This is a genomic window from Levilactobacillus paucivorans (assembly GCF_001437125.1).
GTDB classification, from domain to species: domain Bacteria; phylum Bacillota; class Bacilli; order Lactobacillales; family Lactobacillaceae; genus Levilactobacillus; species Levilactobacillus paucivorans.
Genome location: NZ_JQCA01000098.1, coordinates 77,638 through 91,978, shown reverse-complemented (window position 1 = coordinate 91,978; position 14,341 = coordinate 77,638). Strand labels below are relative to the sequence as shown.

At 51.8% G+C, this 14,341-nt stretch carries 13 protein-coding genes; 10 read left to right on the top strand and 3 right to left on the bottom strand.

All coding sequences use genetic code 11. The features are described from left to right. Positions 1-85: 85 nt before the first annotated feature. Positions 86-1,234, top strand: coding sequence for a cation:proton antiporter (locus IV54_RS08235; RefSeq protein WP_237756696.1), 1,149 nt, complete (start codon positions 86-88; stop codon positions 1,232-1,234). A 332-nt stretch (positions 1,235-1,566) separates the two neighbouring features. Beyond that, positions 1,567-2,028: a hypothetical protein gene (locus tag IV54_RS08230; protein ID WP_157054389.1), complete on the top strand. Its 462-nt coding sequence runs from the start codon at positions 1,567-1,569 to the stop codon at positions 2,026-2,028. 49 nt (positions 2,029-2,077) lie between these two features. Here IV54_RS08230 and IV54_RS08225 read toward each other — a convergent pair whose 3' ends face one another. The 3 genes from IV54_RS08225 to helD all read right to left on the bottom strand — a co-directional run bounded on the left by IV54_RS08225 (position 2,078) and on the right by helD (position 5,523). Then, on the bottom strand, positions 2,078-2,440 hold the full coding sequence (locus IV54_RS08225) for a hypothetical protein (RefSeq protein WP_057878890.1): 363 nt from the start codon (positions 2,438-2,440) through the stop codon (positions 2,078-2,080). Positions 2,441-2,619: 179 nt separating this feature from the next. After that, positions 2,620-2,979 (bottom strand): hypothetical protein, encoded by a 360-nt coding sequence (locus tag IV54_RS08220; RefSeq protein WP_057878889.1) that lies wholly within the window; start codon positions 2,977-2,979, stop codon positions 2,620-2,622. Between the two features lie 237 nt (positions 2,980-3,216). Further along, positions 3,217-5,523 carry an RNA polymerase recycling motor HelD gene (gene helD / locus IV54_RS08215; RefSeq protein ID WP_057878888.1) on the bottom strand — a complete coding sequence of 769 codons (2,307 nt, stop codon included), beginning with the start codon at positions 5,521-5,523 and terminating at the stop codon, positions 3,217-3,219. 419 nt (positions 5,524-5,942) lie between these two features. Between helD and trpS the strand changes: the two genes are divergently transcribed. The 8 genes from trpS to metG all read left to right on the top strand — a co-directional run bounded on the left by trpS (position 5,943) and on the right by metG (position 14,295). Then, positions 5,943-6,962 carry a tryptophan--tRNA ligase gene (gene trpS, locus IV54_RS08210; RefSeq protein WP_057878887.1) on the top strand — a complete coding sequence of 340 codons (1,020 nt, stop codon included), beginning with the start codon at positions 5,943-5,945 and terminating at the stop codon, positions 6,960-6,962. Positions 6,963-6,982: 20 nt separating this feature from the next. Beyond that, complete coding sequence (locus IV54_RS08205) at positions 6,983-7,903, top strand: Ppx/GppA family phosphatase (RefSeq protein ID WP_057878886.1); 921 nt, start codon at positions 6,983-6,985, stop codon at positions 7,901-7,903. Between the two features lie 11 nt (positions 7,904-7,914). Further along, on the top strand, positions 7,915-9,186 hold the full coding sequence (locus IV54_RS08200; protein WP_057878885.1) for a hydroxymethylglutaryl-CoA reductase, degradative: 1,272 nt from the start codon (positions 7,915-7,917) through the stop codon (positions 9,184-9,186). A 16-nt stretch (positions 9,187-9,202) separates the two neighbouring features. Next, positions 9,203-10,168, top strand: coding sequence for a hypothetical protein (locus IV54_RS08195; protein ID WP_057878884.1), 966 nt, complete (start codon positions 9,203-9,205; stop codon positions 10,166-10,168). Between the two features lie 23 nt (positions 10,169-10,191). Continuing rightward, entirely contained in the window at positions 10,192-10,890 is a 699-nt protein-coding gene (locus tag IV54_RS08190; protein ID WP_057878883.1) for an NAD-dependent protein deacylase, read from the top strand. Positions 10,891-10,901: 11 nt separating this feature from the next. Then, positions 10,902-11,228, top strand: a complete 327-nt coding sequence (locus IV54_RS08185) for a hypothetical protein (RefSeq protein WP_057878882.1) — start codon at positions 10,902-10,904, stop codon at positions 11,226-11,228. Between the two features lie 11 nt (positions 11,229-11,239). Next, positions 11,240-12,088, top strand: a complete 849-nt coding sequence (locus IV54_RS08180) for a DUF72 domain-containing protein (protein WP_057878881.1) — start codon at positions 11,240-11,242, stop codon at positions 12,086-12,088. Positions 12,089-12,261: 173 nt separating this feature from the next. After that, positions 12,262-14,295, top strand: coding sequence for a methionine--tRNA ligase (gene metG / locus IV54_RS08175; protein WP_057878880.1), 2,034 nt, complete (start codon positions 12,262-12,264; stop codon positions 14,293-14,295). Positions 14,296-14,341 lie beyond the last annotated feature (46 nt).

The window sequence follows — 14,341 nt, the reverse complement described above, 5'->3', positions numbered from 1 at the left end:
AAAACAGACAAAAAACCGGTATTAGTTATTCACCAATACCAGAAAGTGTAGACCCGCTTTTTTGGGAACGTTGTGTTTGATTTTGGTGTTAACCACGTTGGCGGGAAACTTTGCCAACCGCTTAGGGGTACCGGCTGTAATTGGGGAGCTTTTGATCGGGATCATCATTGGCCCCGCACTGCTCAACTGGGTGCAATTGAATAGTCTGGTTAATTTGTTTTCCGACATTGGGGTTGTGATCCTAATGTTTCTGGGAGGCCTCGAGAGTAATCTCCAACTCCTGATGAAGTACCTGCGTCCGGCAATTATTGTGGCCACCCTGGGTGTGATCCTGCCGATTTCGGTGATGGGGCTTGCCTCATGGTGGTGGGGCTTCACTGGCCTCGAATCACTGTTTATTGGCGTGATTTTTTCGGCTACCTCGGTTTCAATTTCCGTGGCCGTGCTCAAGGAATACCACGCGCTGACCACGCGGGAGGGGGCTACGATTCTGGGGGCCGCCGTCGCCGATGATATCATGGGGGTCGTGTTACTGTCCCTGATGATTAGCCTGTTGGCTAGTCAGGGGATTGAGGCCGCGGGATCACAACCGGCCTTAGTCATTGTTTTATTGGAACAGGTGGCCTTCTTTGGGGGCACCTACGTCCTGGTCAAATGGGTGGCCCCATACCTGATGCACCTGAGTGAACGGCTAGTCATGACTTCTAGTGTAACCATTATGTCGATGGTGATCTGTTTGGGCATGGCTTGGTTAGCGAACCTGGTCGGCTTGAGCGGGGCTATCGGGGCCTTCTTCGCCGGTATTGCTGTGGCCCATACTCCTTATCGAGCAGTCTTGGCCGACCACGTTGAACCGCTGGGGAACGCCATCTTTATCCCCGTCTTCTTCGTGAGTGTTGGGCTTAATATGACATTGGATCACGTTGGTGAGAAAGTCGGGATTATCCTTGGTCTCACCGTGTTGGCTTGCCTCACCAAGCTTATCGGCTGTGGCCTCGGGGCGCGGCTCTGCCACTTTTCCTGGTCCAGTAGCTCGGTCATTGGGACTGGAATGATTGCTCGAGGCGAAATGGGGTTGATTACCGCCCAGATTGGGCACCAGGCCGGGTTGCTCGGGGATGCCAATTACTCCGTGATGATTCTGGTCATTGTCTTGGCCACGGTTGTGGCGCCACTCCTGTTGAAGCAGGCTTTGAAACGAATGCCACAAGGGACTCCGGAACAGTCTGCTTAAATAAGTTTGGAAACTTAAGAAGGCCGCCTGCGACTGCCAGGGATTCCGCCTGCTCTGGCTACGTGAGTTGTTTTGCTTATGTTGGATCTAGAAGTTTCAGACGCTGATGATTAGTTGTAGTCGATGTGGTTTGGATCCAACAATCTACCTTAAACGGAACATGTGACAATTTTGATTCACTTATAGCAATTCCTAAATATTGAATTAGAGATGGTGCGTTGGTTCTCAGAGCCAGCACACCACTTGTGATTAAAAGAGTTCTTGCTTTTTAGGGGTCGCCCGTGTAAATTAAAAGAGTACATGAGCAGAACGGTTTAGGGGAGGAACAGCACTTGAAAACATCGCGCTTTATGATTGGACTGGTTGTCGTAGCATTCGGCATGGGGATGACCGACTACGCGACGGCGCAGGCGAACACGTGGCATCAGGGAACGCCGAAAGTTTTGCGGCGGACCTGGTTCCACAATGGCAAAGGGGATAACAAGGCGTATATCACTTACACCAAGCATCGGAGTTCGGGGAACTTGTTTGGGTATGATAATGCGTCGCATAAATACTACCGGTTACCAGGCTATGGTCTAAAGAACCTGAAGTATCAGGCACTTGGCCATCATGTCTATCGGTTAACGGGTATTCAATATTCACCTAAGGGCAGCACGGTAGCTTTCGCGGGACAGCGCATGACCTATAAGATTCGCGTTACCGCTAAGCACCTGCACTTCTCGAAGGGGTATCATGACTACGGTCGGCACGCGTCATTTAGAACGACGAAGGCGCCAAAGGGTCTGTATTAACAGAAAAAGGGAGATTGACCATTATTGGTCAATCTCTCTTTAAATTTCACTAGTAACCGGTTCGACCGTAGATAATCCAGTCGACCCATTGATAAGGAATGATCCCCAGAAATCCCAACCAGACACAGAAACCGATGATAAAGATGACCCCATAGATTGAGAATAGGATGCGTTGCAGGCGACTTAGTCCTCGCCATCCCACGCGGTAACAGTGAATCCCGTAAGCAATGACCCCGACCAAGCCAACGATGCCCAAAACGAGGACACCGAAGAGAACTAAAACATCTGAATGAAGAGGATCATTTTGCGCCATTAAAATGAATCCGTTAATGATCACCGCTAGTGGTCCACCGATGGTGATACAAGCCGTGATAATGGCGATCCAAGGTCGCCATTTTGAAAAAGAATGCATGAGATGTCATCTCCCCTTAGCTACAGTATGTGCTTTTGAGTTTTAGGGATCAATGCTGGCATGCGGTTGCCGCACCTGAGTGGTGCCACTTGTCTTCAGGGCACGTTTCGGCCACATAAATGCCTCACATAAAGAGGGAGATAGACCAATAAAGGCCAATCTCCCTTTAAACTGCTCTATTAACCGTTCCGACCGAAGATAATCCAGTCAAACCATTGGTACGGAACAATGCCCAAAAATCCCAACCAGATCAAGAGGCCAATGATGAAGACGACGCCATAGATTGAGAATAGAATGCGTTGCAAACGGGTCAATCCCCGCCACCCCACGCGGTAACAGTGAATTCCGTAAGCGATAATGCCAATTAGACCAACGATGCCCCAAACGAGGACCCCGAAGAGAACCAAAACGCTTGGATGAAAAGGATCATTTTGGGCCATTAAAATGTACCCATTAATCATGACCGCCAGTGGTCCACCGATGGTTATACAAGCTGTGATAATTGCGATCCACGGTCGCCATTTTGAAAAAGAATGCATGAGATGTCATCTCCCCTAAATGTAGTGTGCGCTTTTGGGTTTCGGGGGTCAATGCCAGAGTGTACCAGAAGGCGGTTAGGGGGAACATTAAGGCTGATAAGCAGCTAATTTCTGGTCTGGATTAGTTGCTTATCAGGTTTAAGCGGAGCCACCTGCCTTCTAGTGCACGTTTCGGCAATATAAATTTGTTGTCAAAAAAGAGGAATACGACAACCGCCGTATTCTCCGAAAATTAAGTTAATTCTGAAATTCATGTTCAATCGTCAAATCCGCTTGTGGAATCTTCCCCGAGGCAATTAGGGGCGAGACCGCACCGATGCTAAGCAGGGTCAGGTGATGCATGGCCCGAGTCGCAATCGTGTAGAGGGTCCCGGCCATTTGCTCATCCGGGTAGTTTTCGGCGGAAACGTTGTAGGCGATCACACTGTCAAACTCGAGTCCCTTAGCCAGGTAGATGGGCAGGACGACCAGTCCCTTAGGAAGTGAGAGGTCGTTGTCCGTCAGCAGGGTCAGGTCGAAGTCGCGGTGGAGCTCCTGATAGACGTGGCGGGCTTCACCGGCACTCTTGGTTAGAATAGCTACGGTGCCATTGGTTGCCAATTCAGTCGTGACTTCGTGAGCTAAGGCTTTGAAAGCCGCTTCCTCATCGTAGCGAATGACGACGCGAGGCAGATCACCGGGGCGATTGAAGGCCTCAATCTGATCGCCATCAGGCAAGAGTGCTTTGGCAAATGTGGTGATCGGATACGTCGATCGGTAGGACCGACGGAGGGTAATCAAGCGCGACCGCTTGACGTTCAAGGCAGCGTCGAGCTTCTTTAGGATGCTCTCCGGTGACTCGACAGCCTTGAAGAGGGCCTGCTCGCTGTCACCCAATAGGGTTAATTTAGCCCGTGGAAAGGCATGTTGCAGGTAGATGAGTTGCGCCATTGAATAGTCCTGCATCTCATCGACAAACAGGTGCTGCATCCGGTGGTTCGCACCGCCACCGATCAAGAGATCGCGGAGATAGAGGAGTGGGGCGGCATCCGTCAACGCGAGTCGGTGAAATTCAATATCGTGTTGATAGGTGGCGATGACGCTCTGCCACTCTTCCACCGTCACATTTTCTGGTAACGGACAGTGGCTGAGAAAGTCTGTGTATTGACTGTAAACGTCGAGGAAGTAGCCGTTGTAGATGGCATCGTCGACCTGACGCAGGCGCCGGCGAACGATTTCTCTGGCGATGAAGTCAATCTCATCGTCCAGTTGTTCGAATTGGCCGAGGTGCTTGGCTCCCAACAGGTTATGGTAGTCCTCGTCACTGAGCTGGTCGATCTCGTCACGGACACAATCGGACTGAGCTTCCGTAGCAATTCGGTGTTTCAGCCGTTTTTCTAAGGCATTCTTGGTGCGGAGAAATCGGTCAGCGGGCGCGGCGGCATCGGGCAAACGGTCGTAGATGTCGCGGATTTCTTCCTTACTGAAGAAGACACGACCGTCAAAACGAATGTCGGTGAAGCGCAAAGTTGCCGGTGAGCTCTTCAAGCAGTAGTCGTGAATCGCAGTCATCATGGCCGCGCTCTCTTGAAATGCCCGCAGGTGGCGGTTGATTGGCTGTGTCTGGTCATCTTCGTAGCGGTCAAATTGCGTTTGGACCGTCAGTCCTTGGAACCGTTGCGTGAGAAATTCGGCCAGGGTAACCTGACGCATGTTGCGTTCCCCTAAACTTGGGAGAACGTCGCTGATGTAGTGGCTGAACAGCCGGTTGGGAGAGAAGAGCACGATCTGATCGGCCTCGAGGTCCCGGCGACTGTGATAGAGCAGAAAGGCAATCCGCTGTAAGATGGCGGAGGTTTTACCGGAACCGGCGACTCCCTGGACCACTAAGAGATCACTGGTGGTGTCGCGGATAATGTCATTCTGCTCGCGTTGAATGGTGGCCACGATGTTCTGCATGGTGGCATCATTTTGTTCACCCAGGGCATGTTGGAGCATCTCGTCGCCAACGGTTTCATTGGTGTCGAACATGTTCTCAATGTGGCCATTTTGAATCAGAAATTGTCGTTTCTTAAGCAAATCGGTGTGTTGTTCACCGGCCGGGGTGTCATAGGCCACCTGGCCGAGCACCCCGTTGTAGTAGATACTGGAAATTGGGGCCCGCCAGTCGTAGACCAGAAAGTTCTGGTCATCATCGACGAATGAGGCTGTTCCGATGTACAAAGATTCCGGTGTGGTTTCATCCGGATCCTGGATATCAATACGGCCAAAGTAAGGCGACCGCTTGAGTTCTTTAAAAGTATCTAATTGGTCTTGAATGATGTTCTGGTTTTCAGTTAGCCGGGAGACCAAGGCCCGTTGTTGCTGCAGTTCGGCACTGGTTTCGATTCGGTCATCGACTTCAAACCAGTTAACCGACGTGTTTTCGCTGTAATTCTTCAGCACGTTGCGGAGCTCTTGGTGAGCTGCCGTGTAGTCGGCTTCGGTCTTCTCGATGCGGGCGCCAATGCGGCCCGCAACGTGATCGACTCGCCGTTGTTCTTGTGATTCCTCACTGGTGGTCAAACTGACCGCCTCCTTTGACTAGGCTAAATTGCTTTACAAGTTTAGTCATTTTGAGAGGGAATGTCAATTAAAGCGAGTGCGCGAAGGCTAGGGATGACGGGCCTTGACGCCAACTGCTAATATCAAAATCTTTGTGAGGGCACAACGGTTTACTTTCCCATGGAAAACCACTAAAATAAAGGAATAGAAATCGCGATAGGAGTAGCCCCATCGCAGAGAGAAACCGCTAGTGCTGAAACGGTTTTACGGGTGAATTGGATCGGGATTTAGTCATTTAATCGATAATTAATTATCGCGGGGTCCCCGTTAACGACGAAAGTGGTGGTCGATACTGACCACAAGTTAGGTGGTACCGCGCAGTAAGCGTCCTATTGGAGTCCGACTCCAATGGGACGCTTTTTCAGAAAGGGAGAACATTAATGGATAAAAAGCACGTTATTTTAACTGGTGACCGACCAACAGGTAAATTACATATTGGACATTACGTGGGGTCATTGCGCAACCGAGTTGCCCTACAGAACACGGGTGACTACGAGACTTACATCATGATTGCTGACATGCAGGCGTTGACGGATAACGCGCGCGACCCAGAGAAGATTCGTCACAGTCTCTTACAGGTGGCCTTGGACTATTTGGCTGTCGGCATTGACCCCGCCAAGTCCACTATCTTGGTACAATCACAGATCCCAGCCTTAAATGAATTGACCATGGCATACCTGAACCTGGTGACGGTATCTCGTTTGAACCGGAACCCAACTGTTAAGAATGAAATCAAACAGAAGGCTTTTGGCGAAAGTGTGCCTGCCGGCTTCTTTATCTATCCCGTGAGCCAAGCGGCCGATATCACCGCCTTCAAGGCCGACACTGTGCCCGTTGGTGAGGACCAAGAACCCATGCTGGAACAAACCCGTGAAATCGTGCGGAGTTTCAACAACGTTTATGGTGAAGACATTCTGGTTGAACCAGAAGGCTACTTCCCGCCAAAGGGTCAGGGACGGATCCCTGGCTTAGATGGCAATGCCAAGATGAGTAAGTCCTTGGACAATGCCATTTACTTAGGCGACAGTGCCGATGACATTCAGAAAAAAGTCATGTCGATGTACACCGATCCAGAACATATTCACATTGAGGACCCCGGTCATATCGAAGGCAACACGGTCTTCACCTACCTGGACATCTTTGCCCAGGACAAGGAACACGTTGCCGACCTGAAGGCTCAGTACCAGCATGGTGGCCTTGGTGACGTGAAGATCAAGCGTTACTTAAATGACGTTCTTCAAGCCGAACTGAAGCCAATTCGTGAACGGCGGGAACAATTCGCTGCTAACGAAGATGCCGTGTACGACATCCTGAAGCAGGGGAGCGAACGCGCCAACCAAGTGGCCGCACAGACGTTACGTGAAGTCCGTCATGCCATTGGGATTGATTACTTCGGTTAGACTGAAACGGAGGAACGACCATGCAAAATTTAGCCATTGTTGATTTGGGATCAAATTCAGTTCGCATGGCGGTCAATGAACTTCACGAAGACGGCACCTATCGCGAAGTGAATCGCGTCAAGGTTGATAGCCGGCTCTCAGAAGGCATGGGTCCCGAAAAGATCTTACAGCCCAACGCCATGGATCGGACGATCCGGGCGCTTCGGTCATTTCGGCCCTACTACGAACAATTACCCAATCTAATCGTGCGGGGAATTGCCACGGCTGCCGTGCGCCAAGCCCGTAACCGAAAGGATTTTCTCGATCGGGTCGCCGAGGCGACAGACATTCAACTCGAAGTTCTCTCTGGCGATCAGGAAGCTTATTATGACTATTTAGGGGCGGTTAACCGGCTCAAGGTCAAGGACTGCCTGCTGTTAGACACCGGGGGTGCGAGCTGCGAATTGGTTCACGTGAAGGATGGCCGGGATGCCAACCTGATCAGTGTGCCCTTTGGTGCGGTCAATCTGTCCGAACAATTCCGCCTGGATGATCGGGTGACAGCGGTGGATCTCTTCTCCGCCCAGGTCTTTTTGCGGGAACGGCTTCGAGATATTTGGTGGTTAAATGATGCCAAACACCTGCCACTTGTTTTACTGGGTGGGGCTAATCGAACGCTGGCCCGCATGAACCGGCAACAACAGAAGATTCTCCATGTGGAAAATATCCATGGCTATCGCCTCACCACCGATCAGGTCTTAAAAACCTTTGAACGGTTGTTACGAGGCGGCTTGGTTGATCGGAAACGGATCTCCGGTTTGGAACCAGACCGAGCAGATATCATCATTGGGGGGATGCTCCCCCTGGTGACCCTCTTACAAATGTTAGATTCCGATCGCGTCGTCTTCTCCGAAAGTGGCGTGCGTGAAGGGATTATTTCTGAGTATCTTAGTCAACGATAGGAGGTCAGTGGATGACACAACTGCCATTTTATCGGTTACCTTATGGGGCCCGGCGTGATCAACTGGCCCAACTGGCACATCTCACGGTGAGTCAGCTAGCCACAATTGCGGCGCGTCGCCAGAACGGTGACGACCAATTGATTGAAAATTATCTGACGACTTACGGCTTGCCAGAAGGGGTCGCCGTCAACCTCAGGGTCGATGGTCACGAGGTCGTCGTCCCCATGGTGACGGAAGAACCTTCAGTGATTGCCGCCGCCAGTAATGGGGGTCGACTCCTAAATAGTCGCGAGGGCATTGTGACCACGGTCGACCGTCGCGAGGTGATGGGGCAAATTGTCTTCAATCACGTCGCGGACAGTACCGGTCTGGAGGCCTGGCTGCAGGCTAAGCAGGAAGAAATTTTGAACGTGGCCAATGCCGCCCATCCGTCACTGGTGACGAAACATGGTGGTGGGGCCCGGAGTATTCGGGTCCGTCGTCTGCCACCCCACTGGGTGTCTCTAGACATCTTTATCGACGTGGGGGAAGCCATGGGGGCTAACCTGGTTAATACCCTCTGTGAGGCGGTGGCCGACTACATCAAGGCTCACTTGAAAGTTGACGTCCTAATGAGTATCCTGAGTAACTACGCTACGCACAGTCTTGTTACGGCAAGAATAGCTGTACCGGTGACCCAATTGGCCACCAAAACGGTTGACGGCGCCACGGTTGCCGAGAAAATTTGTGAGGCCAGTGACTACGCTCAGGTCGATCCTTACCGGGCCGTGACCCATAACAAAGGTATTATGAATGGGATCGATGCCGTGGTGATTGCCACGGGGAACGATTGGCGCGCCGTCGAAAGTGGCGTCCACGCCTTTGCAAGTCAGAGTGGTCAGTATCGCGGTTTGAGTCGCTGGTGGCTGGGTGAACAAGGCACTGAACTTCATGGGGAGCTGACCGTTCCTCTGGCGTTGGGTGTCGTGGGTGGCGCGACGCGGGTCTTTCCGCTGGTCGCCATTAACCAGCAACTGGCGGGACAACCCACGGCGACTGAACTCATGGGCATCGTGGCAGCAGTGGGCTTGGCCCAGAACGTCGCGGCGCTCAGAGCGCTGGTGACCGAGGGCATTCAGCGCGGTCACATGCACCTGCAGGTAAAGTCGCTCGCCCTGTCCGTTGGGGCGACGACGACCGAGCTACCCGCAGTGGTGGCCCGCTTGCAGGCAATTAAGCAGCCAACAATGGCTCAGGCCCAAGCGGCCCTAACCGCCGTTCGACAAGAAAATCTAAGAAAATAGGTGACAAATACACATTATGAAAGCAGAAGATGTGAAATTAAATGAGGCCGTTCAAAGCCTCTTAGATCAAGTCAACGACCTGTACCCAGGGAAGGTTGAGGTTCAGTTCATCGGTAGTCTGCAGTCTGGTTACGTGCGTCACGACCAGGCCCAACAGATGCAAATGGGCAAGGACATTGCCATTCAAGTGGCTGATCTGACGGCACCAAACTACACGGCGTCCCACGAACTGGTTCATTTGTTAATGATCCTGTCCGGTTTCCCCCAGGTCTTCTTCTCACTGACAACGGGGCAACCCAAGTTAGATGAGCAACTGATGATCATGGGCACCGAACTCTATGACATCGTGAGTCACGTCGTCGTGGTCAAGGAGCAACAGAAACACGGGTTAATCACTCCTGAGATCAAAGACCTCTACCTGAAAGGGGTCCAGGCCACGATCAAGCCAGAACCAACGCCACTCGACGACGAGATGACGCTCCGAGCTTTGACGTTGTTAGATGCCCTGGTCTTCTTCGGTCCAGATGACGAAGCCGTCATGGCCCAATTTGCCAAGGACTATCCGATTAGTCTGAAGGCCGCCCAGAGCCTGTACGACGTGATTATGGCTAAGCCAGTCGACTCGCCATTTACCTTCCGGCGCAACGTGGTCAAGTTGTTCAAGGCTTTCGACGAACAGCTCGAAGCCTGGCAGTTACCAGCCTTACACAATACCGAATTCACCACGCTCACCAGTGTGCTGTCTAAACGCCAACTGAACCTGTCCGTCAAGCAAATCTTCGAACTCTATCATTCAGATATGCACGAGAAGACCACGCAACGGCGGGGCTACGTTGGGTTCAACCGGTCTGACGAACAAAACGCCTTCGTGTTGCCTTCGCCGGCACCCAAGGAAGATACGCCAGACTACTTTACCCGGATTTACAGTATGACCGTGGAAGATCTCTTCAAGGAATTGAAGATGCCTTATATTTTACGTTAGTCGTTTAAGAAAGGATGATGGGGATGGAAGCGCGCTTACAAGCAGCCTTTGATCACGCTCAGCACATTGTGTTCTTAACCGGGGCAGGGGTCTCGACGCCGTCGGGAATCCCAGACTACCGATCCAAGAATGGGTTGTATACCGGGCATCGCAATGCGGAATATTATCTGAGTCACACCTGTTTGGTTCAGGAACCGGAAGTTTTCTATGATTACGTCAAGCAGAACCTGTACTATCCAGATGCGCAACCCAATGTCATTCATACCAAGCAAGCCGCACTGACCCAGCAGGATCGCGCGACGGTTATTACCCAAAACATCGACAATCTCTACCGGGTGGCAGATACCAAGCACTTGGTGGAGTTCCACGGGAACCTGTACAATGTCTACTGCCAAATCTGTGGCGAGCATGTGGATTGGCATGACTACCTGAAGTCCCCGTATCATGAGGCGGATGGCGGCTGGTTACGACCAGACGTGGTGCTCTACGATGAGGGCCTCAACCAGTTGAACGTTCAGCTGGCGGTGGGCGCCATGGAACAAGCGGATCTGGTGGTGATTGTCGGGACCTCCATGCGGGTTTACCCGTTTGCCGGTCTACTGGATTACCGTAACAAGCAGGCCGAGGTGGTCGTGGTCAATCAGGAACAATTAAATCTTGGCTTTGACTATGATATGGTGCAAGCCGATGCAACTGAGTTTTTCAGTGAGCTCAAGGTCTAGAGGGTGAAATTATGAGCCATCAAGCAGTCATCATCCAACTGAGGCGACTCGTGAGGCGTCTCCGCTGGCTAAACTTTTTACAGTTGATTCCGGATACCTTACTGATTTACAGCATTATTCAGTTGGCCTTCGGGGGACAACTGGTGACCCTGCTCACGGTAACCTTTGCGCGCCGCCAAGCCGCACTGGTGGCCGTGTTATTTGCCCTGATCGATCTCAGCGTGACCGGGATTCGATATAACGATCGCCTAGCCGGTAAACGGCTAATTAGTCAATTGAGTGGGCGATTGACGACCCCGGAAGCTGAGCTCATCAAGCAATTTGAACGTTTTAAGTAAGAGGTGACAAAATGATTTCGATTGGGTTAACCACGTGGAAAGAGCATCCCGCTCTGATTGGTGGGGAAGACCGGCCCGTCACGCTCAGTGAGTATGCCGGGAACTTTCCCTTAGTCGAATTGGATACGCCATTCTACGGGATTCCCCGCGAGTCGACCGTAGCCAACTGGCAGACGGCGGTTCCGGAGGGATTTCAGTACATCTTAAAGGCCAATCAGATCATGACGCAACACGATCAGCGGGCCACACCCGCCACCACGGCCGAACGGGTTACCGCATTTGATGATTTCAAGCGCGCAGTGGCGCCCCTGGTGGCCCATCAACAACTTCAAACGGTGCTCTTTCAATTTCCACCGTACTTCAACCGAACGACGGCTAACATTCAGTACCTGCGCGATGTGCGGGTACAAATGGAACAGTTGCCGGTTGCGGTGGAGTTCCGCAGTCCCAGCTGGTTTGAGACGCCGGGGATGACCAAGGATGTCACGGACTACTTGCGGTCGTTGCGACTGACCAACGTCATCACCGACGAACCACATAACTTGAACAACGGAATTCCACTGGTGACGACGGTGACCACGCCCGAATTGGCAGTCATTCGGCTTCACGGTCGCAACAAAGAGGGCTGGTTCAATCAGGGCGCCAACTGGCGTAAGACCCGAACCCTCTATCGCTACAGTGAGACTGAGCTCCAAGAAATCGCCACATTGGTGAAACAAGTGGCGACACAGGCCCAGAATGTCTGTGTGATCTTCAACAACAATTCTGGGAAGGATGCGGCGCCAAATGCCCAACGCTTACAGGAGATCCTAGGCCTGCACTGGGATAATCTGGCCCCACAACAGCTGGACCTATTCTAGGTGTCTCGGAACCGTCACTAAAAGCGAGCGGCATTCAGTTAAATTTAGACCTTAAAAACCCCGGTAAGCGCTATGGCTGAACCGGGGTTTATGCTATACTTAACTAGAATTTACACTAAAATTTAACCCCAAAATTACGGACTAATTTAGAGTGAGGGAAGGCATTTTTATTTATGGCAGATAAACCAACATTTTACATTACGACGCCGATCTACTACCCATCAGGGCGGTTACATATCGGTAACTCTTACACCACGATTGCTTGTGACACGGTGGCCCGCTACAAGCGGAGCAACGGTTACGACGTCTTCTTCCTAACGGGAACCGACGAACACGGTCTGAAGATTGAAGACAAGGCCAAGTCTCAAGGCCAATCACCGCAGGAATACGTGGACGGCATGGCTGATGGCATTAAGCAACTCTGGAAGACGCTGGAAATTTCCAATGACAAGTTCATCCGGACGACGGATAAGGAACACGTGGCCGCCGTGCAGGAAGTCTTTGAACGCCTCTTAAAGCAGGGCGACATCTACCTGGGCGAATACGAAGGTTGGTACTCCGAGGATGATGAAGAGTACTTTACCGAGACCCAACTGGCCGAAGTCTACCACGACGATAACGGTAAGGTTATCGGTGGGAAGGCACCATCTGGTCACGAGGTTTCCCTCGTTAAGGAGCAATCTTACTTCTTCAAGATGAGTAAGTATGCAGACTGGCTGTTGGACTTCTACCACAGTCATCCTCACTTCATCCAACCAGAGTCCCGGATGACAGAAATGATCAATAACTTCATCAAGCCTGGTCTGGAAGACCTCGCCGTTTCTCGGACCACCTTTACTTGGGGTGTGCCCGTCAAGAGTAACCCGAAGCATGTGGTCTACGTGTGGATCGATGCCCTGTTGAACTATATCACGGCACTGGGTTACGCCAGCGATGACGAAGGCCTCTTCAAGAAGTTCTGGCCAGCCAACGTTCAAATGGTGGGTAAGGAAATCGTGCGTTTCCACTCCATTTACTGGCCAATCGTGTTGCATGCATTAGGGATTGAAGCGCCCGATGAACTATTTGCCCACGGCTGGTTACTTATGAAGGACGGCAAGATGTCCAAGTCTAAGGGAAACGTGATTTACCCTGAGACACTGGTTGACCGTTACGGCCTCGATGCCTTGCGTTACTACCTGATGCGGGCGATGCCTTACGGTAATGATGGGACCTTTACCCCAGAAGACTTCGTGGACCGGTTGAACTATGACCTGGCCAACGACCTGGGGAACCTATTGAACCGGACCGTTGCCATGATTAACAAGTACGAAGATGGCAAGTTGCCTGAATTCAAGGCGGGTGTCACCGAATTTGACGGTGACCTCGAAGCGACGGCTAAGACGGTTATCGCTAACTATCATGATCTGATGGATCAGATGCACTTTGCCGATGCCTTAGCTGAAATCTGGAAGTTAGTGGCGCGGACCAACAAGTACATCGACGAGACGGAGCCTTGGAATTTAGCCAAGGATGACAGCAAGGCCGTTGAATTGGCCGCCGTTATGGCTCACCTGGCAGCTAGTCTGCGGGTGATTGCGACGCTGATCAGCCCTGTCATGACCCACGCCCCTAAAGAAATCTTTGCCCAGTTGGGCTTGGATCCGGAAACCTTGACGATGAGCGACCTGCAAATGGCCGACTTGCCAGCCGGTGCTCAGGTTGTGGCCAAAGGGACCCCAATCTTCCCACGGATCGACGTGAAGGAAGAAGTTGACTTCATCCAAGGTCAAATGACCAAGTCTGAAAAGACGAAGGGTCGCGCTGCCATGGCTGCCAAAGCCGAATCCCAACAGGCAGCTGCTGCTGAAAACGACACGGAACTCACCCTGAATAAACCTGAAATTCGTTTCGACAAGTTCGAAAAGGTTGAATTGCGGGTCGCTGAAGTCAAGGCTGTCGACCACGTTGCCGGTGCCGACAAGCTCCTCAAGTTCCAATTGGATGCTGGGGACCAAGGCAACCGTCAGATCTTGTCGGGGATTGCCAAATGGTATCCAGAACCAGAAGTCTTACTGGGTAAGAAGGTTGTCATTGTTGCCAACCTGAAGCCACGTAAGATGCGTGGTGAAGTTAGCCAAGGGATGTTACTTTCCGCCGAACACGACGGCAAGGTTCAACTCTTAACGCTGCCAGACAGCATGGTTAACGGATCGTCAGTCGAATAAAGTTAGAAAAAAACATGAAAAACGTGGGCGGGGGGTCGATGAGACG

Excerpts from the sequence above, each read along its gene's own strand:
- trpS (WP_057878887.1), top strand. The coding sequence starts at position 5,943 with ATGGATAAAAAGCACGTTATTTTAACTGGTGACCGACCAACAGGTAAA.
- metG (WP_057878880.1), top strand. The coding sequence starts at position 12,262 with ATGGCAGATAAACCAACATTTTACATTACGACGCCGATCTACTACCCA.
- IV54_RS08190 (WP_057878883.1), top strand. The coding sequence starts at position 10,192 with ATGGAAGCGCGCTTACAAGCAGCCTTTGATCACGCTCAGCACATTGTG.
- IV54_RS08200 (WP_057878885.1), top strand. The coding sequence starts at position 7,915 with ATGACACAACTGCCATTTTATCGGTTACCTTATGGGGCCCGGCGTGAT.
- IV54_RS08185 (WP_057878882.1), top strand. The coding sequence starts at position 10,902 with ATGAGCCATCAAGCAGTCATCATCCAACTGAGGCGACTCGTGAGGCGT.
- IV54_RS08195 (WP_057878884.1), top strand. The coding sequence starts at position 9,203 with ATGAAAGCAGAAGATGTGAAATTAAATGAGGCCGTTCAAAGCCTCTTA.
- IV54_RS08225 (WP_057878890.1), bottom strand. The coding sequence starts at position 2,440 with ATGCATTCTTTTTCAAAATGGCGACCTTGGATCGCCATTATCACGGCT.
- IV54_RS08180 (WP_057878881.1), top strand. The coding sequence starts at position 11,240 with ATGATTTCGATTGGGTTAACCACGTGGAAAGAGCATCCCGCTCTGATT.
- IV54_RS08220 (WP_057878889.1), bottom strand. The coding sequence starts at position 2,979 with ATGCATTCTTTTTCAAAATGGCGACCGTGGATCGCAATTATCACAGCT.
- IV54_RS08205 (WP_057878886.1), top strand. The coding sequence starts at position 6,983 with ATGCAAAATTTAGCCATTGTTGATTTGGGATCAAATTCAGTTCGCATG.